Origin of the sequence: Pseudomonas sp. B10(2017) (assembly GCF_002113295.1) — a bacterium.
Classification (GTDB): domain Bacteria; phylum Pseudomonadota; class Gammaproteobacteria; order Pseudomonadales; family Pseudomonadaceae; genus Aquipseudomonas; species Aquipseudomonas pudica.
In genome coordinates this window covers 94,800-117,740 of record NZ_NEJU01000007.1, presented here as the reverse complement: position 1 = coordinate 117,740, position 22,941 = coordinate 94,800, and the positions used below count along the sequence as shown (strand labels likewise).

Sequence of the window (22,941 nt, the reverse complement as noted above, 5' to 3'; positions counted from 1 at the left end):
GTACCGAACTGGCATGGGCAGCATCGGCGGCGCTTTGCTGGGTGCTGACCTGGCGGGTGATGTCGCTGGCGAACTTCACCACCTTGTACAGGCGGCCCTTGCTGTCGAAGATCGGGTTGTAGGAAGCCTCCAGATAGACCGTCTGGCCATGTTTGTCGACGCGCTCGAAACGGTGCGAGTGGTATTCGCCGCGGTTGAGCGAAGCCCAGAACTCGCGGTATTCGGCCGATTCGCGCTCATGCGCCAGGCAGAACAGCCCGTGATGGCGGCCGACCACTTCGTCCAGGCGATAGCCCATGGTGTCGAGGAAGTTCTGGTTGGCCTTGATCACCCGGCCTTGCGGGGTGAATTCGATCACCGCCATGGAGCGGCTGATGGCTTTGAGCAGGCTTTCGCTCTCGTGCTCCTCCATCACCCGCTGGCTGATGTCGGATGCCACCTTTATAACGCTGGTGACCTGGCGCTGCTCGTCCAGTACCGGCATGTAGCTGGCTTCCAGCCAGACTTCGCGGCCGGCCTTGTCGATGCGCTCGAAGGTACCGCTGATGGCCTTGCCCTGCCCCAGTTCACGCCACAGTTGCTGGTACTCGGCGCTCTTCGCGTAGCCAGGGTCGCAGAACAGCCGGTGGTGCTTGCCGCGCAACTCCTCGGCGCTGTAGCCCATGGCCTGGCAGAAGCGCTCATTGGCATCGAGAATTGTGCCGTCGGGGGTGAACTCGATCATTGCCATGGAGCGGCTGATAGCCGCCAGCTTGGCCTGCAAGCTGGCCAAGGCCTGATGACTGCGCTGAATCTCGACCAGATCGGACTTGCGATGGAAATCGAACATGACGCCGGGCTCCTTTATGCACGGTGTCCTGAGCATAGATCGCCTGGCGTAAGTCGTGGTTCTTGTGGCGCTTGTGAGATCGAGCGCCGCCCGCGCGGCGCTCGCCCCCCTCAGGACAAACTCACGAGCTCTCCCGCACCATCAACTCGAAGCCCAGGTCCTGCTGCGCGTTCGGCACCCGCTTGCCATCGAGCAACGCCAGCAGCGCCTGTGCAGCACCGCGCCCCACGGCGGCCCGAGGCGTGCGAATCGAGGTCAGCCGCGGCACCATGTGCGCCGAAGCCGGCAGGTCGTTGAAACCGACCATCGCCACCTGCCTCGGCACCTCCACCCCTTGGCGCAATGCCTGCAGCACCGCGCCCTGGGCCAGGTCGTCGTTGCAGAAGAAGATACCGTCGACATCCGGCGCCTGCTGCAGCAGCTGGCTGAACAACGTGCTGCCCAAGGCAATGGAAGAAGGCTCCGGCGCCAGCACTTCCAGCTCGGCAGCCTGCAAGCCGGCCTCGGCCAACGCCTGGCGGAACCCTTCGGCACGCTGCATCACCCGCGGGTCGAGCTGCGCGGCGATGAACGCGAGGCGCTTGCGCCCGCGCTCGATCAGGTGGCGGGCCGCGGCGCGCCCCGCCTGCTGCTGCGAGAAGCCGACCGACAACGCCCCGGCCTCGCCATTCAGTTCCATCATGTGCACACAGGGCACCCCACTGGCCGCCAGCATCTGCCGCGATGCCTCGCTGCGCTCGAAACCGGTCAGCAGCATGCCGCAGGGCTGGTAGGCCAGGTAGTTGCGGATGAGGTTCTCTTCTTCGGCAAGATCATAGTGATAGTTGCCGATCAGTACTTCGAGCCCGCGCGGGCGCATGACCTCATGAATGGCTTCCAGGGTGTCGATGAAGAGCTGGTTGGACAGCGACGGGATCAACACCACCACCGACTGGCTGCGCGCCGAAGCCAGGGCACGGGCCGCCGGGTTGGCCACATAGCCGAGGCTCGCCGCGGCAGCAACGACCTTTTCCACCAGCTCTGGCGCAACCGTGCTGACCCCGCGCAGGGCGCGCGAGGCGGTAATCGGGGAAACCCCGGAAAGCCTGGCCACTTCTGCCAGAGTGGGACGACCTGTGGTGCGGGAGCCGGTGCGGGACATGGATGTTGTAATTTTACTACTTGCAAGGAAAGGGAACGGCCACTAAGGTAGCGCTGTCTCAGGACGCAGGCAATGTAATCTTTGTAGCCGCCGCCGCGCGCTGGCCGCCAAGCGTCCATACTGCGTAAGGACAAGATCAATAACACCGGGGAGGTGACTGTTCGTCGACGACGAGACAGCGCTATCTCACCCGCAGGAGGTACTGATGAATTCTCCCCTGTCCGCCATCGTGGTGATGGGCGTGGCCGGTTGCGGCAAAAGCTGCATCGGTGCTGCCATCGCCGCCCGAAGCGGCGGCCGCCTGATCGAAGGCGACGCTTTCCACTCTGCCGAAAACATCCGCAAGATGAGCGCTGGCATACCCCTGGACGACAGCGACCGTGCCGGCTGGCTGGTGCGTCTTGGCCAGGAACTGCAAGCCACGACCAAGGCCGGGGAACGTCCGATCCTGACCTGTTCCGCGCTCAAGCGCCGCTATCGCGATTCCCTGCGCGATGCCATGCCCGGGCTGGTATTCGTATTCCTCGAACTGTCACCGGCCGAAGCGGAAAAACGCGTGCTGGCCCGCCCCGGGCATTTCATGCCGGCGAGCCTCATCGACAGCCAGTTCGCAGCCCTTGAGCCGCCACACGGCGAACCACTGACCATCGCGCTTGACGCCACCCAGCCCATCGAAGCGCTTGCCGAAGCGGTGGACAGCTGGCTGAAGGGCCGCGGTGAGCCGGGCCTGGCACAAACCGCCTGAACCTGGCGGCTTACCCGGGCTACCCAAGACAGCGCTACCCTGCCCCACGAGCGCAAGCAAAGTTCCAAAAAGCTACGCCAAAACAACGATAAGACCGAGGCCTTCAAACCATGTTCGGACTGGCTACTGATACCTTCCTGCTGCTCGACGCGCTGGTTACCATCGTCGGGCTGATCCTGCTGATCACCCACTTCAAAGTCCACCCCTTCGTCGCCCTGACCATCGCGGCCGGCTTCCTTGGCCTGACCTCCGGCATGCCGGTGGCCAAGGTCATGAAATCGTTCCAGGACGGTTTTGGCGGCGTGCTGGGCTTCGTCGGCATCGTGCTTGCCCTGGGCACCATGCTTGGCAAGCTGATGGCCGACTCCGGGGGGGCTGACCAGATCGCGCAAACCCTCATCCGCGCCTTCGGCAAGAAGAACGTGCACTGGGCAATGATGTTCGCCGCCTTCCTGGTGGGCATTCCGCTGTTCTTCGAGATCGGCTTCGTGCTGCTGATTCCGCTCGTGTTCATCGTCGCCCGGCGCTCTGGCGTGTCACTGATCAAGATCGGCATTCCGCTGCTGGCCGGCCTGTCAGTGGTGCACGGCCTGGTGCCCCCACACCCGGGCCCGCTGCTGGCAATCGGCATCTTCCATGCCGACATCGGCAAGACCATCTTCTATGGCCTGATCGTGGCGCTGCCTACCGCCATCATCGCCGGCCCGCTGTTCGGTAACTTCATTTCCCGCTACATCCCGGGCACCCCGTCCCAGGAGCTGATGGACCAGATCGCCAAGGAGTCCGACCAGGGCAACCTGCCGAGCTTCACCATCACCCTGGTCACCGTGCTGCTGCCAGTGGTGCTGATGCTGCTGAAGACCTTTGCCGACGTGGTGCTGCCAGCCGAGCACATCGTGCGTCAGTGGATGGACCTGATCGGCCACCCCATTACCGCCCTGCTCGCTGCCCTGCTGCTGGCCTTCTATACCTTCGGCTCGGCCCGCGGCTTCAACCGCCAGCAGATCATGAAGATGCTCGACCAGAGCCTGGCACCGACTGCGGCGATCGTGCTGATCGTTGGTGCCGGCGGCGGCTTCAAGCAAATGCTGGTAGACACCGGCGTGGGCAACGTGATCGGGCAGATGGCCGTGCAGGCGGAGATTTCGCCGATCATGCTGGCCTGGCTGGTAGCGGCGGTAATCCGCATTGCCACCGGTTCCGCCACGGTCGCCACCATCACCGGCGCGGGCATCGTCGCACCGGTGATCGACCTGGTGCCAGGGGTCAACCGCGAGCTGCTGGTGCTGGCCACCGGCGCCGGCTCGCTGATCCTGTCCCATGTCAACGACGCCGGCTTCTGGCTGGTGAAGCAGTACTTCAACATGACCGTGGCGGAAACCTTCAAGACCTGGAGCATGATGGAGACCATCCTGTCGATCGTCGGCATCATCTTCATCATGTTGTTGTCGCTGGTGGTGTAACCGTTGATCGGGGTAATGGCACCTTGAAGCTTCGGGTAGGGCCGAACAGAAGTATCAACCCTACCCGAAGCAAAGGAGCCTGCCATGCCCCGCTCAAGCATCCTTCTGATTGCCCTGCTCGCCGCGCCATTGGCCATGGCTGCCGGCACTGGCCCCACCTACCCCGACGACCCGCACAACCCGGCGCCCAAGCCGGGCGCGGACAGCACCCTCAACCCGATCGAAAAGCCCATGCCGCGGGACACCGACCCACGCATAAAAGGCAACGACCCGGACAGCCCGCCCGCTGAACAGAATGACAACCGGGATTTGCCCGGTATGGATGGCAGTGGCTCGGAAGGTACCGGGCGGCAGGGAGCAGCCGATAATCAGCGTTGATCAATGCCCTCAAATTCCAAAAGTTGCCGCAATCCCTGTAGGAACGGCCTTGTGTCGCGAAAGGGCTGCAAAGCAGCCCCAGCAATTTCAACTGTTGCGCATCAATCCCGGGGCCGCTTTGCGGCCCTTTCGCGACACAAGGCCGCTCCCACAAATGCCACTCCCACAGGTGGGGGCCTCACCACTGGCGCTTGTCCGGCCTGGTCAGCCCCAGTTTCTCGATCCGGTAACGCAGCATGTCCCGCGATAGCCCCAGCATGCGCGCCGACTTGGTCACGTTCCAGTCCGTGCGGTCCAGGGTCTTGCATACCAGGTCACGCTCCATGTCCGGCAGGCTGGTGCCGGGCTCGGGTTCGTGGCGAGGCATTTCGAACACCGCAGGCGCCGCCTGTTGCACCAGCGGCTCGTCGATCAGGGTCATGCACAGGTTGAGCTGATGCGCCTGCACCACCTCGTTCGGTGCCAGCAGCACGGTCTGCTCCAGCATGTTGCGCAGTTCGCGCACATTGCCTGGCCAGCTGTAACCGAGCATCAGGTTTTCCGCCTCGGCGGAAAAGCGCAGGTTCGGCTTGCCATAACGCCGGCCATGATGGGCCAGGAAATGCCGCGCCAACAGCAATACGTCCTGCCCGCGGGCATACAGGCGCGGTACCTTCAGGGCAATGATGCGCAGGCGGAAGAACAGGTCGCGGCGGAACTTGCCCTGCTGCACCATCTGCTCCAGGTTGCAGTTGGTGGCGCTGATCACCCGCAGGTCGACCTTGCGCTCCTTCACCGAGCCGATCCTGCGGATAGTGCGGTCTTCCAGCAACTTGAGCAGCTTGGCCTGCAGCACCAGGTCCATCTCGCCAATCTCGTCGAGGAACAAGGTACCGCCATCGGCAGCCTCCACCAGGCCCACCCGGCGTTCCTTGGCATCGGTAAAGGCGCCCTTCTCGTGGCCGAACAGCTCCGCTTCCAGCAGATTGGCCGGAATCGAGGCACAGTTGAACTCGATGAATGGCCCCTTGCTGCGCGAACCATCGAAATGCAGGGCGCGGGCCACCAGTTCCTTGCCGGTACCGGTCTCGCCTTCGATCAGCACCGGTGGCAAATCATCGCTGGCCATGCGCCGCTCGGCATCCAGCACCTGGCGCAGGGTGTGCTTGAGGGTGAGCATCGTCGGTGATTCGCCGATCAACGCCTGCAACCCGGACTTCTGAGCCTCGCGCTCCTGGTAGAACGACAAGGTGCGCTCCATGCGCTCGGCAGCCAGCGCCTTGTCCAGGGTCAGCTTGAGCTCGGCCAGCACCACCGGTTTGCTCAGGTAATGGAAGGCGCCCTCCTTCATTGCCTGCACGGCATCTTCGACATTGCCGTAGCCGGTCATCATGATCACTTTCAGGTCCGGCACTTGCGCCACCAAGGTACGCAGCAGGTCGTGCCCACTCATGCCCGGCAGCGAGTTGTCGGTCAGCACCGCATCGGGCTGGCCCCGCTTGATCTGCTCCAGCGCCAACTCCGCGCTGTGGCAAACGGTGACCTCGAAGCCCTTGAGGCCGAGGTAGGTGCGAATGTTGTCGGCGAGAATTTCATCATCCTCGACTACCAGGATGCTGTGCTCCATGGTCCCCTCCCGCTGCGATATTGAATGTAAGGCTGACGCGGGTTCCTTCCTCTTCGCGGCTGCTCAGGCTGACCGAGCCTCCAAAACGCTCCATGATGCGTTTGACCAGGGCCAGGCCTACGCCGAGGCCACCCTGCTTGGTGGTGTAGAACGGCTTGAACACCATCCGCTCCTGCTGTTGGCTCATGCCCTTGCCGGTATCGGTGAGGACAAATTCGGCACGCTGCCCATCCTGCACATTGACCTGGGCGCGCAGCATGCCGCCTTCGGGCATGGCCTCCAGGGCATTGGAGAACAGGGTGTTGAGAATCTGCGTGAGCTGTAGCGGCTGGCTGGCCACCCATTGTGACCCAGGGCCTTCGTAGCAGAAGCGCACACCGTTGCGTTCGATCTGCTGGGCGAAGGCCAGATGGGTGTCCTCGATGGCCGTCACCAGGTCCACGGCCTCGGCGTCGTCACTGGTCGGGCGCAGCGACACCAGCAGGTCACGCACCCAGCGCGACATGCGATCGACCTGGCTGATGATGTCGGTGATGTTCTTCTGCGCCGCGGGGTTGGCGATTTCCTGGGCCAGTTCGGCGCTGGAGCGGATGTTGGCCAGCGGGTTGCGCAAGCTATGCGCCACTGCCGAGGACATCTCGCCCAATGCCACATAGGTTTCACTGGCCACCAGCCGGTCCTGCTGCAAGTGCAGCAGCTGCGCCGCGCGGCGCACGATCCAGAACAGGCCGAAGTAGACCAGCGCCCCGCCCACCAGGGTCGAGGCCCAGATCAGCACATAGCCGCGCTGGATACGCCGGACCAGGTCTTGCGGCTCCTTGTAGATCTCCACCATGGCCAGCACCTGCTCGCCCTGGCTGTCGAAAAGCGGGATGTAGTTCTCGATGAACAGGTAGCGCGGTTCACGCTGGAACTTCTGCTCTTCGCGGTCATCGTCGGCCTGGTGGTAGCTGGCCGACACCGCCTTGCGCGAGCGGAAGGCGCGGTCGAGGTCGCCATCCGCCGCGATGCGCTTGCCGATCAGCTCCCGGTTGGTCGACCAGACGATGGTACGGTCGCGTGCATAGACATTAGCCAGCAAGATGTCCGGCAGGTGCTCGACATGGTCGAGGAACTCGACCCGGGTCGATTCAGCCAGGTCTGGCGTGAACTGCAGGTGCTGCTGGTCCAGGCGCGGGTCAAGCAACTCGCCCATTGTGGTGCCCGGCGGCAACTGCGAATGGCGGACTTCGGCCTGGGCCATGGCCTGGATGAACTGGGCGGTGAGCATGGCATCGCGCTCGACGCTGTCGCGCACCACGAAACGCGTCGACACATAACCCAGCCCGCCTGCCACCGAGGCGATAATCAGCAGGCTGATCACCGAGAACCAGCGCAGCAGGTTGAATTCGCGCAATGGCACGGCCACACCGCTGGCGGTAGTACGGGCCTTGTCTGGCACTTCATTATCCAGCATCTGCATCGCGTGCTTCCCGCGCAGGGCGTCCGTTCAGAAATGCATCAAGGCGACGAACAGTAGCCAATTGATAGCACTCCACTCATGCAGCCGCAGCTGCCATTTGTCGTGTATTGCGCTCTGCCTGTCATGAAGCAAAAACCCAGCCAGTAACCTTACCTATTGCATTAATCATTACTAATCAACAGGTTACTGAATCTTTCTAAACCAGCCTGGAGGATAATTCCCCATTTTTGGGGATTTTCACCCAAAAATGATAAAACCCTTTATAAACAAGTAGATATGGTCGTTTATTAAAGTCAATCATCATTCCCTGACCAGCCGGAAACTCAACGAAACCCGGGTGCCATGGCCTTCACTGCTGCTGAGCCGGACACTGCCCCCGAAGCGTTCCATGATGCGTTTCACCAATACCAACCCCACGCCCAACCCACCCTGCTTGGTGGTGAAGAAAGGCCGGAAGGCCATGCGCTGCTGCTCTTCGTTCATGCCTTTGCCGTTGTCGGACAGGCGCAGAGTCAGGCTGCGCCGGTCATGACGCACCACCTCGACACGCAACCGCCCACCCTGCTCCATCGACTCCAGGGCATTGGCGATCAGGCTGCTGAAAATCTGCCGCAGTAACACCGGGTGCCCCAGCACCTGTACCGCCGGTAACGGGTGCAGGTCCAGGCTCACTCCGCCGCGCGCAAGCGGCACCGCGTAGGTCTGCAGGCTTTCCTGCAATGCCAGCGGCAGATCCACTGCCACTGCCTCATCGTTGAACGGGCGCAATGACTGCAACATCTGACGGATCCACTGCGACATGCGATCGACCTGGCTGATGATGTCATTGACATTGCGCTGCGCCGGGCCATCGTCGAACGCCTGGGCCAGTTCGGCACTGGAACGGATGCTGGCCAGCGGGTTGCGCAGGCTGTGGGCTACCGCCGAGGAGACCTCGCCCAGTGCCACATAGGTTTCGTTGCTGATCAGCCGCTTCTGCTGCACCGACAGCAGGCGCGCGGCGCGGTGCATGATGCCGTACAGGCCGACGTAGACCAGGCCGGCACCGACGGTGATCGCCAGCCAGATCAGGATCAGGCCATGCTCGATGCGCACGATCAGGTCATGGGGCTCCTTGTAGATCTCGACCATCGCCGTGACCTGCTCGCCATCGGCATCGAACAGCGGAATGTAGTTCTCGATGAACAACTGCTCGGGTGGAGTGACGAACTTCTGCTCGGCACGGGCCTGCTCGAAGTTGTGGTAGCTGGCCGAGACTCGCATCTTGTACTCGAAGGCTTGCTCCAGGTCTTCGTCGCCTTCGATCAGCTTGCCGACCAGGGCCGGGTTGCTGGACCAGATCACCGTACGGTCCGGGGCATAGATATTGGCCAGCAGCATGTCGGGCAGGTGAGCGATGTGGTCAAGGAACTCGCCACGCGCCCTGCGCCGAGCGTCCGGGTCGACATCGAGCAGGTTGGCGCGATCGATGCGCGGGTCGAGCAGTTCACCCATGGTGCGCACATTGGGGATCGACACATGGCGCACTTCGGCGTCGGCGATGGAGGTGATGAACTGAGCGGTGAGCAAGGCGTCGCGCTCGATGCTCTCGTCGATGATGAAACGGCTGGAAATCAACCCCAGCCCGACAGCTACCGAGAGGATGATGGCCAGGCTGACCCAGGCGTACCAGCGCAGGAGGTTGAACGGCTTGCGTGGGGTGGCCAGTTCGATACCGGCGGGTAATTCAATGGCGTCGGAACGAGGGGCGATGTCCATGGCGGACTCCACAACTGGGCACCTTCAGAAGGTTATAGCCCAGAGTTGGGGAAACCATCGGGTCGGCTTGGTGGCATCCGCCGAAGGGTATTGTTTCTACCCTTAGTGGGGGCCTGCAGCTGCCGGCGCTCACACAGGGAAGTCGCAAAGGCTAATCACCCGTCAACCCCTGCAACTTGCGGTACTCCCGCAGCACATTGGGCACATAGCGCCGGGTCTCGGCGAACGGCGGTACCGCGCCACGGCGCAGCACAGCTTCGGGGCCGGCGTTGTAGGCCGCCACGGCCAGGGTGATGTCATTGTCGAACAGGTTGAGCATGCGCTTGAGGTAGCGGGCCCCGCCCTGCACGTTGTCCTCCGGGTCCAGGCGGTTTTCCACGCCCATCTCCCGAGCGGTATCCGGCATCAGTTGCATCAGCCCCACCGCGCCCGCCGGCGAACGGGCCTTGGGGTTGTAGCCGGACTCGGCCTTGATCACCGCATGCAGCAACGCCGGGGGTATATCGTGGGTGCGCGCCGCGGCGGCGACCAGCTTGGCGTAGGGGCGGCCGGTGATCAGTTGCGCGTTGGCCGGGCCGGCCTGGGCCTTCGTCTCGCTGATCACCGTTTCGTAGAGGCGCCCGGGTCGATGGACGTTGGTCAGTATGTAGCTGCCTTTGGCGTCGATGGAAATGTACACATCGGCCTGGGCAGCACCTGCCACCAGCCAGATCAAACCGAGAATGAGTCCACGCATGTCGGTCGCCTCTTCGTGGTACCCCCGATGTTGGGGGATATACCCCGGAAAACCCGGGGGCGAGGACCACGACGCAAGCACTGTGCCGCTTTGCATGCCGCGTGGTGCAAGGCGCCAGCGCCGGCGTGCACGGCTGTTGCATGGAGCCTGCAAAAGCTTGTCCCCATGCAGCGGAGGGCTTCACCATGCAGCGCAGAACCAACCCTCAACTTGGCTTCACCCTGCTCGAACTCCTGGTGGTTTTGGTGGTGCTCGGCCTGTTGGCCGGTATCGTCGCCCCCAAGTACTTCAGCCAACTCGGCCGCTCCGAGGCCAAGGTAGCGCGGGCGCAGATAGAGGGGCTGAGCAAGGCCCTGGACCTTTACCGCCTCGAAGTCGGCCACTACCCCAGCAGCGAGCAAGGCCTGCAGGCCCTGGTGATCGCCCCCAGTGGCGAAGCGCGCTGGACCGGCCCGTACCTGCAGAAGGCCGTGCCGCAAGACCCGTGGGGCCGCGCGTACATCTACCGGCAACCCGGCGAGAATGGCGGTGAATACGACCTGCTGTCGATGGGCAAGGATGGCCAGCCCGGCGGCGACGGGGAAAACGCCGAAATCACCAGTTGGCAGTAGGGAGAACGGCCATGCGCTACAGCCTCAAGGCCCTGGGCAGGCAGGGTGTGGTGCAGTTGCAGATCGACGCCGAGGACGCCGACCAGGCCCGCCGCCAGGCCGAGGACCAGGGCCTGCGCGTGCTCAGCCTGCGTGGCCATGGCGGCGCCTTGCGCGGCATGGCCTGGCGCCGCGAAGCAAGCTTTGACCTGGTGCTGTTCAGCCAGGAACTTTCCACCCTGCTCAACGCCGGCCTGCCGCTGATCGACGCGCTGGAAAGCCTGGCGGAAAAGGCCCCCGCAGCGGCAACGCGCAAAGTGCTCGCCGAACTGGTCCGCCAACTGTACGAAGGCCGCTCGCTGTCCCAGGCCCTTGGCCAGCAGCCACGGGTGTTCCCGCCGCTGTACGTGGCGCTGGTGCAGTCCAGCGAGCGTACCGGCGCGCTGGGTGACGCCCTCGCCCGCTATATCAGCTACCGCCAGCGCCTGGACCTGGTACGGCAGAAGCTGGTGGGCGCCTCGGTGTACCCGTTGCTGCTGTTGCTGGTGGGCGGTGGCGTGGTGCTTTTCCTGCTTGGCTACGTGGTGCCGCGCTTCAGCCAGGTATTCGAGGGCATGGGCGCCGAGTTGCCCTGGCTGTCTCGGCTGCTGATGCAGATCGGCCTGTTCCTGCACGCCCAGCAACTGCCGCTGGCGTTGGGCTCCCTAGGTGCGGTCACGGCGCTTTGGCTGCTGCGCCGTCAACCACGGGTACGGCGCTGGGCGGCCTGCCAGCTGCGGCGCCTGCCAGCACTGCACCAACGCCTGATGATGTACGAACTGGCACGCTTCTACCGCTCGTTGGGCATCCTGCTGCAAGGCGGTATCCCCATCCTCACCGCCATGGGCATGGCCCGCGGCCTGCTCGGCAGCGCGGCGGCCCAGGGCCTGGAGCACGCCAGCCAGCGGGTCGGCGAAGGGTTGCCGCTTTCCGACGCGCTGGAGGCCGGGCAACTGGTCACGCCGGTATCGCTGCGCCTGCTGCGGGCCGGCGAGCAGTCCGGCAACCTGGGCGAGATGCTGGAGCGCTGCGCCGACTTTCATGACCAGGAAATCGGCCGCTGGGTGGAGTGGTTCGTCAAACTGTTCGAACCACTGCTGATGACCTTCATCGGCCTTCTGATCGGCCTGATCGTGATCCTGATGTACATGCCGATCTTCGAACTGGCCTCCAGCATTCACTGAATGGCCAGGCCCAGGCTTTCACGCAGGGTGGTGCCCTCGTAGGCAGTGCGATATACCCCGCGCTCCTGCAGCAGCGGCACCACTTGCTCGGTAAAACGGCGGAACTGCCCGGGGTGGCCGATATAGATGTTGAAGCCATCCAAGGCACGCGCCTCGAACCACTCGGCCATTCTGGCCGCTACCGTTGCCGGCGAACCGACGAAGGCCCCCGGCCGCAACTGGCGGCCGAACTCCACCGCCTGGCGCAAGCTCAAGCCCTGCTCCCGAGCCTGGTCAGCAATGCGCCTGGCGTTGGTGAAGAAGCTGCTGCGCGCATGCTCCAGGCTTTCTTGCGGGAATGGTGCATCAAGGTCGTACTGGCTGAAGTCGTGCCAGCCGAAGTTGCGCCCGAACTCCTTGAGCGCCAGCTCGAAGCTGTGGTCCTGCTGGTGGTAATGGCGCTCTATCTCGCGGGCGTGTTCGTCGGTGTCGCCGATATAGATCTCGGCCCCGGGCAATACCAGCAGTTGCTCGGGGTCACGCCCCAGCTGCGCGGCGCGGCCCTTCACATCACGGTAAAACGCCTGGCCCTGCTCGATGCTGGCGGCGTGGGTGAAGATCACATCCGCGGTGGCGGCACCAAGGTCACGCCCCTGCTGCGAATCGCCGGCCTGGAAGATGACCGGTTGGCCCTGTGGCGAGCGCTGGATGTTCAACGGCCCCACCACCGAGAAGTGCTCGCCCTTGTGGTTCAGGGCATGCATCCGGCTGGGGTCGAGAAACTGCCCGGTGGCCCGGTTGCGCGGGAAGGCGCCGTCTTCATACGAGCGCCACAGGCCTTGCACCACCGCCACGTGCTCCTGGGCGCGGGCATAGCGGGTGTCGTAGTCGTAGTGCTCGTCACGGCCATAGTTGCCGGCGGTGCCAGCGTCGCCACTGGTCACCACGTTCCAGCCGGCGCGCCCCTTGCTGATCAGGTCCAGCGAGGCAAGGCGGCGGGCGACGTTGAAGGGTTCGTTGTAGGAAGTGGTCAGGGTGCCGACCAGGCCGATGTGCCGTGTGCTTACCGCCAGCGCCGACAGCAGGGTCAGCGGCTCCAGTCGGTTGAGGTAATGGGGCGGCGAGCCGGGGGTGATGTACTGGCTGTCGACAATGAACATCAGGTCGAACAACGCAGCCTCTGCCTGGCGGGCGATGTCGATGTACCAGTCGATGTTGACGCTGGCGTCGGCAGGCAGCTCCGGGTCGAGCCACAGGTTGTGCCGGCCGGGGCCGCCGCAGCCCATGGTCAGGGCACCGAGCTTGATCTTGCGGGTGGTCATGGGTATTCCTCGGAAACGGTGGTGGCTGTGCCGGCCTCTTCGCGGGCAAACCCGCTGCCACAGGAACTGCGCAGTGTTCGGGTGCTGCACTGCCCCTGTGGGCGCGGGTTCACCCGCGAAAGGGCCGGTACAAGAGTAATCAGTGCTCGAACGCCGCCGCGAACGAGGTATCGAACAGGCTGGCCGCCGGGTAGGCCTTGATCAGCCCCAGCCCGGCAAAGAAGTCCACGGTCTTCTGCGCCTCCACGATCACCTGCGGGTTCAAGGCCGCCACATCGGTACGCGCCCGGGCAAACCAGGCCCGGGCAATATCGCGGTCGGCACGGGTGCGTCTGGCCCAGGCATCGGCATACGCCTCGGTATGGGCAGGGTCGCTCAGGGTCCAGTCACGGGCCTTTTTCAGGCGCTGGAGAAAATCACTGATCTGCGCCCGCTTGGTCTCCACTGCCTTGGCATTGGCCACCACGAAACTCTGCGCCGGGATCAGCCCTTCGGCCGTGGCCAGCACCCGCGCCCCCTGGCGCTCCTGCTGGGTGACATAGGGTTCCCAGGTGGCGATCACGTCCACCGATCCACCATCCAGGGCATGCGAAGCATCCAGGGCGCTGAGGTAGCGCAATTCCAGGGCGTCACGCGGCACTGCAGCCTTGTCCAGCGCGCTGAACAGCAGTTGCTGGCTCCAGGAGCCCTTCCAGATCGCCGCTCGCTTGCCACGCAGGTCTTCAAGGCGGTGAATGTTCGAGTCCTTGCGCGCGAGGATGGCCACGCCCTCCAGGTTCTGCCGGCTGACCGCAATCACTTTGATCGGCGCGCCCAGCGCACCGAGGAACAACGGCGGTGCATCGCCCAGCAGGCCGATGTCCAGGCTGCCCACGTTCAGTGCCTCGGCCACCGGCGAGCCAGCGGTGAACTGCTTCCATTCCAGGGTATACGACAGGTCGTCGAGCACGCCGGCCGCTTCCATCACGGCGCGGGCATTGAAGCTCTGGTCGCCGACCACCAGGGTTTGTGCGGCGGCCGCCAGGCTGAGAGAGCTGGCCAGCACACCGGCGGCCAATTGCTTGAGGTATCGCACGTTCGTCTCCAGGTACCTTCGAGGTACGTAAGGCCGATCCGCGCGTGCGGTCTCGTGGGGTAATCGCGGGGCTTGCTGTTCGTTGCACCCATTTCAAATCAGTTCGGCCAAGCTGTAAATGCATTTTTTGCATATTAGCTTATGAATATTTTTACTTTTAAGAATACTCAGCGCATTTGCTAGGGTTTAACCAAACCGTCAGCCGAGCCTGAACCATGAGCCAACCCTTGCGCCTCGAGCGCCTGCGCCACTTCATCGACGCACTTTCGCAACTGCTGGACCGGGAAACCGACGAAGCCACCCTCCTCGACCAAGGCCAGGGCCTGCTGCGCAGCCTGGTCGCCCATGACGACTGGCTGCCCGAAGCACTGGCGCAGCCGGACCCGGCCCGTTACCAGCAATACCTGCTGCATTGCGATTCGCGCCAGCGTTTTTCCATCGTCAGTTTTGTCTGGGGGCCAGGCCAGCAGACGCCGATCCACGACCACCGGGTGTGGGGCCTGATCGGCATGTTGCGCGGCGCCGAATACTCGCAAGGCTTTGTCCGTGGTGAGCACGGTGCGTTGCTGCCGGCAGGCGAGCCGGTGCGCATCGACCCCGGCAACGTGGAAGCCGTATCGCCACGCATCGGTGATATCCACCAGGTCAGCAACGCCTTCGACGACCAGGTGTCGATCAGCATTCACGTGTATGGCGCCAACATCGGCGCTGTCAGCCGCGCCGTGTACCTGCCCGACGGCAGCGAAAAACCGTTCATTTCAGGCTATTCCAACACCCTTCTGCCCAACATCTGGGACCTGTCCAAAGAGAACCCTGCCCCATGAGTACCGTAGCCACCCGCTCCTTCCACGACATTCGTCGGGCATTGCTGGCCCAAGAAGAACTGGCGTTGATCGATGTGCGCGAGGAAGACCCATTCGCCCAGGCACACCCATTGTTCGCCGCCAACATTCCGTTGTCGAAGCTGGAACTGGAGGTGTTCGCCCGGGTCCCCCGGCGCGACACCGCCATCACCCTGTATGACGACGGCGAAGGCCTGGCGGCCCAGGCCGGCCAACGTCTGACGGCACTGGGCTACAGCGATGTGGCGCTGCTCGAAGGTGGCCTGGCCGGCTGGCGCGCGGCAGGTGGCGAACTGTTCCGCGACGTCAACGTGCCGAGCAAGGCCTTCGGCGAACTGGTGGAAAGCGTGCGCCACACCCCATCGCTGGCGGCCGAACAGGTGCAGGCGCTGCTGGATGCCAAGGCCGATGTGGTGGTGCTCGACGCCCGCCGCTTCGACGAATACCAGACCATGAGCATCCCGGGCGGCATCAGCGTACCGGGTGCCGAGCTGGTGTTGCGGGTTGCCGAGCTGGCGCCAGACCCTGCCACCCAGGTGATCGTCAATTGCGCCGGGCGCACCCGCAGCATCATCGGCACCCAGTCGCTGGTGAACGCCGGAATCCCCAACCCGGTGGCCGCCCTGCGCAACGGCACCATTGGCTGGACCCTGGCCGGGCAAACCCTGGCCCACGGCCAGCAACGCCGCTTCACCGAGGTTACCGAGAGCACCCGTGCCAATGCCGCACAGCGCGCGCGCAGCGTGGCCGACCGCGCCGGCGTGGCCCGCCTGGAGCCCGAAGGACTGGCCGCCTGGCAGGCTGATACCAGCCGCACCACCTACCTGTTCGACGTGCGCACGCCCGAGGAATACGCCCAGGGCCACCTGCCGGCCAGCCGCAGCGTGCCGGGCGGGCAACTGGTGCAGGAAACCGACCATGTCGCCAGCGTACGCGGGGCGCGCATCGTGCTGGTGGACGATGACGGCGTGCGGGCCAACATGAGCGCCTCGTGGCTGGCGCAGATGGGTTGGCAGGTGGCAGTGCTGGACGGTTTGTCAGCGGCGGACTTCAGTGCGACCGGCGAGTGGCAAGCGCCGCAGCCGGCGTTGCCAGCGGTTAGCGAAATCGGTATCGAGCAACTGGAGGGCTGGCTGCAAGCGCCAGGTACCGTGCTGCTGGACTTCACCACCAGTGCCAACTATGTGAAACGGCACATTCCAGGCGCGTACTGGGCGATCCGCGCGCAGTTGCCGCAAGCGCTGGAGCAATTGCCGGTAGCCGAGCGCTATGTGCTGACCTGCGGCAGCAGCCTGCTGGCGCGCTTTGCGGCGCTGGACTTGCAGGCACTGACGCAAACCCCGGTGTACGTGCTGGACGGCGGCACGGCGCGCTGGATCGCGGCGGGCAAGACGCTGGAGAGCGGCGAAACGCGCTTGGCCGTGGCGCGTACCGACCGTTATCGCCGGCCTTATGAAGGGACCGACAACCCGCACGAGGCGATGCAGGGGTATCTGGATTGGGAGTTCGGCTTGATCGCCCAGCTGAAGCGCGATGGCACTCATGGCTTCCGCGTGTTGAGCTGAAAAATTGCCGGGGCTGCTTTGCAGCCCCAAAATCCCAACCATGCCGCAAATCGATGAGCGCTCCACAGATATCATTCATCGTGATAATAACCTTCGCCCCGTTCGATTCGTGCATCACGCGCAAGACACTCACACTCCGCCCACTACTAATACATTGGCGGAGTTCTCCATGGAACAATCACTCAAACCCTTGCGCTTCCCCCTCGCTGCCTTGGCAGTGGTGGTGATCAGCGCTTGCGGTCGAACCCCTGACGCCGTGCAGGCTCCCGCGGCGCCGAAGGTCAGCGTGGCCAAGGTGATCGAGCAACCGATCAATGAATGGGACGAGTTCACCGGCCGCCTCGAAGCTCCGGAAACCGTCGAGGTACGCCCACGGGTCTCCGGCCAGATCGACCTGGTGGCCTTCACTGAAGGCGCCCAGGTCAAGAAAGGTGACCTGCTGTTCCAGATCGACCCACGCCCGTTCCAGGCAGAGGTCCGCCGCCTCGAAGCCCAGCTTCAGCAAGCCAAGGCCACTGCCATCCGCAGCGCCAACGAAGCCCGCCGTGGTGAACGCCTGCGTGACAGCAACGCCATTTCCGCAGAGCTGGCCGAATCGCGTAGCAGCGCCGCCGCCGAAGCCCGCGCCGGGGTTGACGCGATCCAGGCGCAGCTCGACCTGGCACGCCTGAACCTCAGCTTCACCCGTGTCACCGCGCCCATCAGCGGCCGCGTCAGCCGCGCCCAGTTCACCGCCGGCAACATCGTTACCGCCGATGTCACCCCACTGACCAGCGTGGTCTCCACCGACAAGGTCTACGCCTACTTCGACGCCGACGAGCGCGTGTACCTCAAGTACACCCAGCTGGCCCGCGAAGGCCAGCGCGGCCAGAGCACCCCGGTGTACCTGGGCCTGACCAACGAAACCGGCAACCCGCACCTGGGCCAGATGAACTTCGTCGACAACCAGGTCAACCCGCGCACCGGCACCATCCGTGGCCGTGCGGTGTTCGACAACAGCGACGGCCAGTTCACCCCTGGCCTGTATGCACGCCTGAAGCTGGTAGGCAGCGCCCAGTACCAGGCCGTGCTGATCAACGACGAAGCCGTCGGCACCGACCTTGGCAAGAAGTTCGTGCTGGTCATGGACAAGGACAACAAGGCCGCCTACCGCGCCGTGGAGCTGGGGCCGAAGCTGGAGGGCCTGCGCATCGTGCGCAGCGGCCTGGGCAAGGACGACCGCATCGTGGTCAAGGGCCTGCAACGCGTACGCCCTGGCTCACCGGTCACCCCGGAAGAGACACCGATGGCCAGCGAACAGACCCTCGCCGCCCTCGCCCAGCAGCGCCAGGCCCTGGAGGCCAGCAACCCGGCGCCGAAGGTGGCGGGCAACAACGTGAAAGTCGCCAGCGCCCAGGCGCCACGCGGTTAAGGGACCACACCGATGAACTTCTCGAAATTCTTCATTACCCGGCCAATCTTCGCCGCGGTGCTGTCGCTGGTGCTGCTGATCGCGGGTTCCATCTCGCTGTTCCAGCTGCCGATCAGCGAATACCCCGAAGTGGTGCCGCCCACCGTGGTGGTGCGCGCCAACTTCCCCGGCGCCAACCCCAAGGTCATCGGCGAAACCGTCGCCGCGCCACTTGAGCAGGCGATTACCGGCGTGGAGAACATGCTGTACATGTCCTCCCAGTCCACCGCTGACGGCAAGCTGACGCTGACCATCACCTTCGCCCTGGGCACCGACCTGGACAACGCCCAGGTGCAGGTGCAGAACCGCGTCACCCGTACCCAGCCCAAGCTCCCAGAGGAAGTGACCCGCATCGGTATCACCGTCGACAAGGCCTCGCCCGACCTGACCATGGTCGTGCACCTGACCTCGCCGGACAACCGCTACGACATGCTCTACCTCTCCAACTACGCCATCCTCAACATCAAGGACGAGCTTGCGCGTCTGGGTGGCGTGGGCGACGTGCAGCTGTTCGGCATGGGCGACTACTCGCTGCGCGTGTGGCTGGACCCGAACAAGACCGCTTCGCGCAATCTGACCGCCAGTGATGTGGTGGCCGCGATCCGCGAGCAGAACCGCCAGGTGGCCGCCGGCCAGCTGGGCGCACCGCCCGCCCCGGGTTCGACCAGCTTCCAGCTGTCGATCAACACCCAGGGTCGCCTGGTCAATGAGGAAGAGTTCGAGAACATCATCATCCGCGCCGGTGCCGATGGCGAAATCACTCGCCTGAAGGACATCGCCCGGGTCGAACTCGGCTCCAGCCAATACGCCCTGCGTTCGCTGCTGAACAACCAGCCGGCGGTGGCCATCCCGATCTTCCAGCGCCCAGGCTCCAACGCCATCGAGATCTCCGACGAAGTTCGGGCGAAAATGGCCGAGCTGAAGAAGGACTTCCCCGAGGGCATGGACTACAGCATCGTCTATGACCCGACCGTGTTCGTCCGTGGTTCCATCGAAGCCGTGGTGCACACCCTGTTCGAAGCACTGGTGCTGGTCGTGCTGGTCGTCATCCTGTTCCTGCAGACCTGGCGTGCCTCGATCATCCCGCTGATGGCCGTGCCGGTATCGCTGATCGGTACCTTCGCCGTGATGCACCTGTTCGGCTTCTCGCTCAACGCACTGTCATTGTTCGGCCTGGTCCTGGCCATCGGTATCGTGGTGGACGACGCCATCGTCGTGGTGGAAAACGTCGAGCGCAACATCGGCCTGGGCCTGAAACCCCTGGAAGCCACGCAAAAGGCCATGGGTGAAGTGACCGGGCCGATCATCGCCACCGCCCTGGTGCTGTGCGCGGTGTTCGTGCCTGCTGCGTTCATTTCCGGCCTGACCGGGCAGTTCTACAAGCAGTTCGCCCTGACCATCGCCATTTCCACGGTCATCTCGGCATTCAACTCGCTGACCCTGTCGCCGGCCTTGGCTGCCGTGCTGCTGAAGGACCACCATGCGCCCAAGGACCGTTTCTCGCGGTTCCTGGAAAAACTGCTGGGCAGCTGGCTGTTCACCCCGTTCAACCGCTTCTTCGACCGCGCTTCCAACCGCTACGTCGGCGGCGTGCGTCGGGTCATCCGCTCCAGCGGCATCGCCCTGTTCGTGTATGCCGGCCTGATGGGCCTGACCTACCTGGGCTTCTCGTCCACCCCGACCGGTTTCGTGCCGGCCCAGGACAAGCAGTACCTGGTGGCGTTCGCCCAACTGCCTGACGCGGCCAGCCTCGACCGCACCGAAGCAGTGATCAAGCGCATGAGCGAAATCGCCCTGAAGCAGCCTGGCGTGGCCGACTCGGTAGCCTTCCCAGGCCTGTCGATCAACGGCTTCACCAACAGCCCGAACAGCGGCATCGTGTTCACCCCGCTCAAGCCGTTCGACGAGCGCAAGGACCCGAGCCAGTCGGCGGCGGCCATCGCTGCTGCACTGAATGCCCAGTTCGCCGACATCCAGGACGCCTACATCGCGATCTTCCCGCCACCGCCGGTACAAGGCCTGGGCACCATCGGCGGCTTCCGCCTGCAGATCGAAGACCGTGGCAACCTGGGCTACGAGGCGCTGTACAAGGAAACCCAGAACATCATCGCCAAGAGCCACAACGTGCCGGAACTGGCGGGCCTGTTCACCAGCTACCAGGTCAACGTGCCGCAGGTCGATGCCGCCATCGATCGGGAAAAGGCCAAGACCCACGGCGTGGCGATCACCGACATCTTCGACACCCTGCAGGTCTACCTGGGCTCGCTGTACACCAACGACTTCAACCGCTTTGGCCGCACCTATCAGGTGAATGTCCAGGCCGAGCAGCAGTTCCGCCTCGATGCCGAGCAGATCGGCCAGCTGAAGGTGCGCAACAACATCGGCGAAATGATCCCTCTGGCGACCTTCCTCAAGGTCAGCGACACCTCCGGGCCTGACCGGGTGATGCACTACAACGGTTTCATCACCGCCGAGATCAACGGCGCCGCGGCACCGGGCTACAGCTCCGGCCAGGCCGAAGCTGCAATCGAGAAGCTGCTGAAAGAGGAACTGCCCAACGGCATGACCTTCGAGTGGACCGACCTGACCTACCAGCAGATCCTCTCGGGCAACACTGCGCTGTTCGTGTTCCCGCTGTGCGTGCTGCTGGCCTTCCTGGTGCTTGCCGCCCAGTACGAAAGCTGGAGCCTGCCGCTGGCGGTGATCCTGATCGTGCCGATGACCCTGCTGTCGGCCATCACCGGGGTGATCGTGTCGGGGGGTGACAACAACATCTTCACCCAGATCGGCCTGATCGTACTGGTTGGCCTGGCGTGCAAGAACGCGATCCTGATCGTCGAGTTCGCCAAGGACGAACAGGCCAAGGGGCTCGACCCGCTGGCTGCGGTACTGGAAGCCTGCCGCCTGCGCCTGCGGCCGATCCTGATGACCTCGATCGCCTTCATCATGGGTGTGGTTCCGCTGGTGTTCAGCTCCGGTGCAGGTTCTGAAATGCGCCATGCCATGGGTGTGGCGGTGTTCTCGGGAATGATCGGCGTGACCGTGTTCGGTTTGTTCCTGACCCCGGTGTTCTTCTTCCTGATTCGCCGTTTCGTCGAGCGTCGCCAGGCCCGCAAGGCCGAACGCGCCCACTCGCTGGAGAGCCATGCATGAACCTGCTCAAACCCTTGACCCCGAGCCTGCTTGCGCTGGCCCTGGCGGCCTGCGCGGTAGGCCCGGACTACCAGGCGCCGGCCACCGAGCCCGCGCAGCTGGCCAGCGATGTACAGACCAAGGCCTACGACCGCAGCCGCTTCGAAAGCCTGTGGTGGAGGCAGTTCGACGACCCGGTACTGAACCAGCTGGTACAGGCTTCGCTGGACGGCAACCGTGACCTGCGCGTGGCCTTCGCCCGCCTGAAGTCAGCCCGTTCGATCCGTGAAGACGCCGAGAACGATCAGTTCCCGGTGGTCACCAGCCGCGCCAGCAGCGACATTGGCAAGGGCCAGGTCCCCGGCCAGACCACGCAACGGGTGAACAGCGAGCGCTACGACCTGGGCCTGGACATGGCCTGGGAGCTTGACCTGTTCGGCCGCATCCAACGCCAGATCGAAGCCAGCGAAGCCCAGGAAGCGGTAGCCGCGGCCGACCTTCAGCAGCTGCAGGTCAGCCTGATCGCCGAGCTGGTCGATGCCTACGGCCAACTGCGCGGCGCGCAATTGCGCGAGAAGATCGCCCTGGCCAACCTCAAGACCCAGCAGGAATCGCGGGCCATCACTGAAACCCTGCGCGATGCCGGCGTGGGCAACGACCTTGACGTGGTGCGCGCCGACGCGCGCCTGGCCGGGGTCGAAGCCACCGTGCCGCAGTTGCAGGCGGAACAGGCGCGGGCCCGGCATCGCATCGCCACCCTGCTCGGCCAGCGCCCCGAGGCGCTCAGCGTCGACCTGTCGCCCAAGGCCCTGCCGGCCATCGCCAAGGCGCTACCGGTGGGTGACCCGGGAGAACTGCTGCGCCGCCGCCCGGATATCCGCAGCGCCGAACGCCAACTGGCGGCTGCCACCGCCAACGTCGGCGTGGCCACGGCCGACCTGTTTCCGCGTGTCAGCCTCAGCGGCTTCCTCGGCTTTACTGCAGCCCGAGGCTCGCAGATCGGCTCCTCGGCAGCCAATGCCTGGGCGCTGGGCCCGAGCATCACCTGGGCCGCCTTCGACCTGGGCAGCGTGCGCGCCCGCCTGCGCGGTGCCAAGGCCGATGCCGAAGGGGCACTGGCCAACTATGAACAGCAGGTGTTGCTGGCCCTGGAAGAATCGGCCAACGCCTTCAGCGACTACGACAAGACCCAGCAGCGGCTGTTGTCGCTGATGCGCCAGAGCGATGCCAGCCGCAAGGCGGCGGAACTGGCCTCGATTCGTTATCGCGAGGGTACGGTGGACTACCTGGTGCTGCTCGATGCCGAGCGTGAGCGGCTGAGCGCAGAAGATGCGCAGGCCCAGGGCGAGGTCGAGCTGTACCGCGGCATCGTCTCCATCTACAAGGCCCTGGGCGGCGGCTGGCAACCGGAGACTGTAGCCAGCGCGCGCTGATACACCCGTTTCAACGGCTCCTTTGGTTGGTTCCTCCCCCAACCGTTTGCCCCGCAGGCCTTGGTTTGCGGGGCTTTTTTATGTTTTTGTGGGGGTGTTCGCCACGACATCATCGTTGTCGTTGAGATCGAGCGCCGCCGCATAACCCGAGACAAGCACCTGTCAGCCCTCACTCGGTTGCAATTACCCCCCGGCTAGCCCAAGCTCTGCCC

At 64.3% G+C, this 22,941-nt stretch carries 17 protein-coding genes and 1 pseudogene; 10 read left to right on the top strand and 8 right to left on the bottom strand.

What is annotated here, in order from left to right; genetic code table 11:
* Positions 1 to 46 precede the first annotated feature (46 nt).
* Positions 47 to 730: pseudogene (locus CAF92_RS27850) on the bottom strand (PAS domain-containing protein); the annotation flags it as partial.
* Between the two features lie 220 nt (positions 731 to 950).
* The gene (locus tag CAF92_RS11305) at positions 951 to 1,970 is read right to left on the bottom strand and encodes a LacI family DNA-binding transcriptional regulator (protein ID WP_046614299.1); all 1,020 of its coding nucleotides are present in this window, start codon (positions 1,968 to 1,970) and stop codon (positions 951 to 953) included.
* Between the two features lie 205 nt (positions 1,971 to 2,175).
* On the opposite strand from CAF92_RS11305, the gene CAF92_RS11300 reads away from it, so the two are divergent.
* The 3 genes from CAF92_RS11300 to CAF92_RS11290 all read left to right on the top strand — a co-directional run bounded on the left by CAF92_RS11300 (position 2,176) and on the right by CAF92_RS11290 (position 4,556).
* On the top strand, positions 2,176 to 2,715 hold the full coding sequence (locus tag CAF92_RS11300; protein WP_085600851.1) for a gluconokinase: 540 nt from the start codon (positions 2,176 to 2,178) through the stop codon (positions 2,713 to 2,715).
* A gap of 110 nt (positions 2,716 to 2,825) precedes the next feature.
* Positions 2,826 to 4,178, top strand: coding sequence for a GntP family permease (locus tag CAF92_RS11295; protein ID WP_015270532.1), 1,353 nt, complete (start codon positions 2,826 to 2,828; stop codon positions 4,176 to 4,178).
* An 84-nt stretch (positions 4,179 to 4,262) separates the two neighbouring features.
* Positions 4,263 to 4,556: a hypothetical protein gene (locus CAF92_RS11290; RefSeq protein WP_046614301.1), complete on the top strand. Its 294-nt coding sequence runs from the start codon at positions 4,263 to 4,265 to the stop codon at positions 4,554 to 4,556.
* A gap of 178 nt (positions 4,557 to 4,734) precedes the next feature.
* Here CAF92_RS11290 and CAF92_RS11285 read toward each other — a convergent pair whose 3' ends face one another.
* From CAF92_RS11285 to CAF92_RS11270, 4 genes are all read right to left on the bottom strand, one after another.
* Entirely contained in the window at positions 4,735 to 6,162 is a 1,428-nt protein-coding gene (locus CAF92_RS11285; protein ID WP_046614302.1) for a sigma-54 dependent transcriptional regulator, read from the bottom strand.
* On the bottom strand, positions 6,131 to 7,624 hold the full coding sequence (locus CAF92_RS11280; protein ID WP_046614303.1) for a HAMP domain-containing sensor histidine kinase: 1,494 nt from the start codon (positions 7,622 to 7,624) through the stop codon (positions 6,131 to 6,133). Before CAF92_RS11280 ends, CAF92_RS11285 begins: the two co-directional genes overlap by 32 nt.
* Before the next feature lie 300 nt (positions 7,625 to 7,924).
* Positions 7,925 to 9,382 carry a HAMP domain-containing sensor histidine kinase gene (locus CAF92_RS11275; protein ID WP_085600849.1) on the bottom strand — a complete coding sequence of 486 codons (1,458 nt, stop codon included), beginning with the start codon at positions 9,380 to 9,382 and terminating at the stop codon, positions 7,925 to 7,927.
* Between the two features lie 151 nt (positions 9,383 to 9,533).
* Positions 9,534 to 10,118, bottom strand: a complete 585-nt coding sequence (locus tag CAF92_RS11270) for a lytic transglycosylase domain-containing protein (RefSeq protein WP_046614305.1) — start codon at positions 10,116 to 10,118, stop codon at positions 9,534 to 9,536.
* A 185-nt stretch (positions 10,119 to 10,303) separates the two neighbouring features.
* Between CAF92_RS11270 and gspG the strand changes: the two genes are divergently transcribed.
* Complete coding sequence (gene gspG / locus CAF92_RS11265; protein WP_046614306.1) at positions 10,304 to 10,729, top strand: type II secretion system major pseudopilin GspG; 426 nt, start codon at positions 10,304 to 10,306, stop codon at positions 10,727 to 10,729.
* An 11-nt stretch (positions 10,730 to 10,740) separates the two neighbouring features.
* Complete coding sequence (locus tag CAF92_RS11260; RefSeq protein WP_085600846.1) at positions 10,741 to 11,931, top strand: type II secretion system F family protein; 1,191 nt, start codon at positions 10,741 to 10,743, stop codon at positions 11,929 to 11,931.
* Here the strand turns inward: CAF92_RS11260 and CAF92_RS11255 are convergent.
* Positions 11,925 to 13,232, bottom strand: a complete 1,308-nt coding sequence (locus CAF92_RS11255; RefSeq protein WP_085600844.1) for an LLM class flavin-dependent oxidoreductase — start codon at positions 13,230 to 13,232, stop codon at positions 11,925 to 11,927. The two genes, CAF92_RS11260 and CAF92_RS11255, sit on opposite strands and share 7 nt — an antisense overlap.
* Positions 13,233 to 13,371: 139 nt before the next feature.
* Positions 13,372 to 14,307, bottom strand: a complete 936-nt coding sequence (locus CAF92_RS11250) for an ABC transporter substrate-binding protein (protein WP_085600842.1) — start codon at positions 14,305 to 14,307, stop codon at positions 13,372 to 13,374.
* Positions 14,308 to 14,522: 215 nt separating this feature from the next.
* Here CAF92_RS11250 and CAF92_RS11245 point away from each other — a divergent pair, with 215 nt between their 5' ends.
* The 5 genes from CAF92_RS11245 to CAF92_RS11225 all read left to right on the top strand — a co-directional run bounded on the left by CAF92_RS11245 (position 14,523) and on the right by CAF92_RS11225 (position 22,729).
* The gene (locus tag CAF92_RS11245; protein ID WP_085600840.1) at positions 14,523 to 15,131 is read left to right on the top strand and encodes a cysteine dioxygenase; all 609 of its coding nucleotides are present in this window, start codon (positions 14,523 to 14,525) and stop codon (positions 15,129 to 15,131) included.
* Positions 15,128 to 16,714, top strand: coding sequence for a rhodanese-related sulfurtransferase (locus tag CAF92_RS11240; protein ID WP_085600838.1), 1,587 nt, complete (start codon positions 15,128 to 15,130; stop codon positions 16,712 to 16,714). Before CAF92_RS11245 ends, CAF92_RS11240 begins: the two co-directional genes overlap by 4 nt.
* Positions 16,715 to 16,883: 169 nt before the next feature.
* On the top strand, positions 16,884 to 18,125 hold the full coding sequence (gene mexE, locus CAF92_RS11235; RefSeq protein WP_046614310.1) for a multidrug efflux RND transporter periplasmic adaptor subunit MexE: 1,242 nt from the start codon (positions 16,884 to 16,886) through the stop codon (positions 18,123 to 18,125).
* 12 nt (positions 18,126 to 18,137) lie between these two features.
* On the top strand, positions 18,138 to 21,317 hold the full coding sequence (locus tag CAF92_RS11230; protein WP_046614311.1) for an efflux RND transporter permease subunit: 3,180 nt from the start codon (positions 18,138 to 18,140) through the stop codon (positions 21,315 to 21,317).
* Positions 21,314 to 22,729: an efflux transporter outer membrane subunit gene (locus CAF92_RS11225; RefSeq protein WP_046614312.1), complete on the top strand. Its 1,416-nt coding sequence runs from the start codon at positions 21,314 to 21,316 to the stop codon at positions 22,727 to 22,729. The genes CAF92_RS11230 and CAF92_RS11225 overlap by 4 nt, the downstream gene beginning before the upstream one ends.
* The last annotated feature ends 212 nt before the right edge of the window (positions 22,730 to 22,941 follow it).

What these genes read in the sequence shown, in the direction of transcription:
- CAF92_RS11240 (WP_085600838.1), top strand. Translation starts at nt 15,128, where the DNA reads ATGAGTACCGTAGCCACCCGCTCCTTCCACGACATTCGTCGGGCATTG.
- CAF92_RS11225 (WP_046614312.1), top strand. Translation starts at nt 21,314, where the DNA reads ATGAACCTGCTCAAACCCTTGACCCCGAGCCTGCTTGCGCTGGCCCTG.
- CAF92_RS11290 (WP_046614301.1), top strand. Translation starts at nt 4,263, where the DNA reads ATGCCCCGCTCAAGCATCCTTCTGATTGCCCTGCTCGCCGCGCCATTG.
- CAF92_RS11245 (WP_085600840.1), top strand. Translation starts at nt 14,523, where the DNA reads ATGAGCCAACCCTTGCGCCTCGAGCGCCTGCGCCACTTCATCGACGCA.
- CAF92_RS11305 (WP_046614299.1), bottom strand. Translation starts at nt 1,970, where the DNA reads ATGTCCCGCACCGGCTCCCGCACCACAGGTCGTCCCACTCTGGCAGAA.
- CAF92_RS11295 (WP_015270532.1), top strand. Translation starts at nt 2,826, where the DNA reads ATGTTCGGACTGGCTACTGATACCTTCCTGCTGCTCGACGCGCTGGTT.
- CAF92_RS11285 (WP_046614302.1), bottom strand. Translation starts at nt 6,162, where the DNA reads ATGGAGCACAGCATCCTGGTAGTCGAGGATGATGAAATTCTCGCCGAC.
- CAF92_RS11280 (WP_046614303.1), bottom strand. Translation starts at nt 7,624, where the DNA reads ATGCAGATGCTGGATAATGAAGTGCCAGACAAGGCCCGTACTACCGCC.
- CAF92_RS11255 (WP_085600844.1), bottom strand. Translation starts at nt 13,232, where the DNA reads ATGACCACCCGCAAGATCAAGCTCGGTGCCCTGACCATGGGCTGCGGC.
- CAF92_RS11300 (WP_085600851.1), top strand. Translation starts at nt 2,176, where the DNA reads ATGAATTCTCCCCTGTCCGCCATCGTGGTGATGGGCGTGGCCGGTTGC.
- mexE (WP_046614310.1), top strand. Translation starts at nt 16,884, where the DNA reads ATGGAACAATCACTCAAACCCTTGCGCTTCCCCCTCGCTGCCTTGGCA.
- CAF92_RS11275 (WP_085600849.1), bottom strand. Translation starts at nt 9,382, where the DNA reads ATGGACATCGCCCCTCGTTCCGACGCCATTGAATTACCCGCCGGTATC.
- CAF92_RS11270 (WP_046614305.1), bottom strand. Translation starts at nt 10,118, where the DNA reads ATGCGTGGACTCATTCTCGGTTTGATCTGGCTGGTGGCAGGTGCTGCC.
- CAF92_RS11260 (WP_085600846.1), top strand. Translation starts at nt 10,741, where the DNA reads ATGCGCTACAGCCTCAAGGCCCTGGGCAGGCAGGGTGTGGTGCAGTTG.
- CAF92_RS11230 (WP_046614311.1), top strand. Translation starts at nt 18,138, where the DNA reads ATGAACTTCTCGAAATTCTTCATTACCCGGCCAATCTTCGCCGCGGTG.
- gspG (WP_046614306.1), top strand. Translation starts at nt 10,304, where the DNA reads ATGCAGCGCAGAACCAACCCTCAACTTGGCTTCACCCTGCTCGAACTC.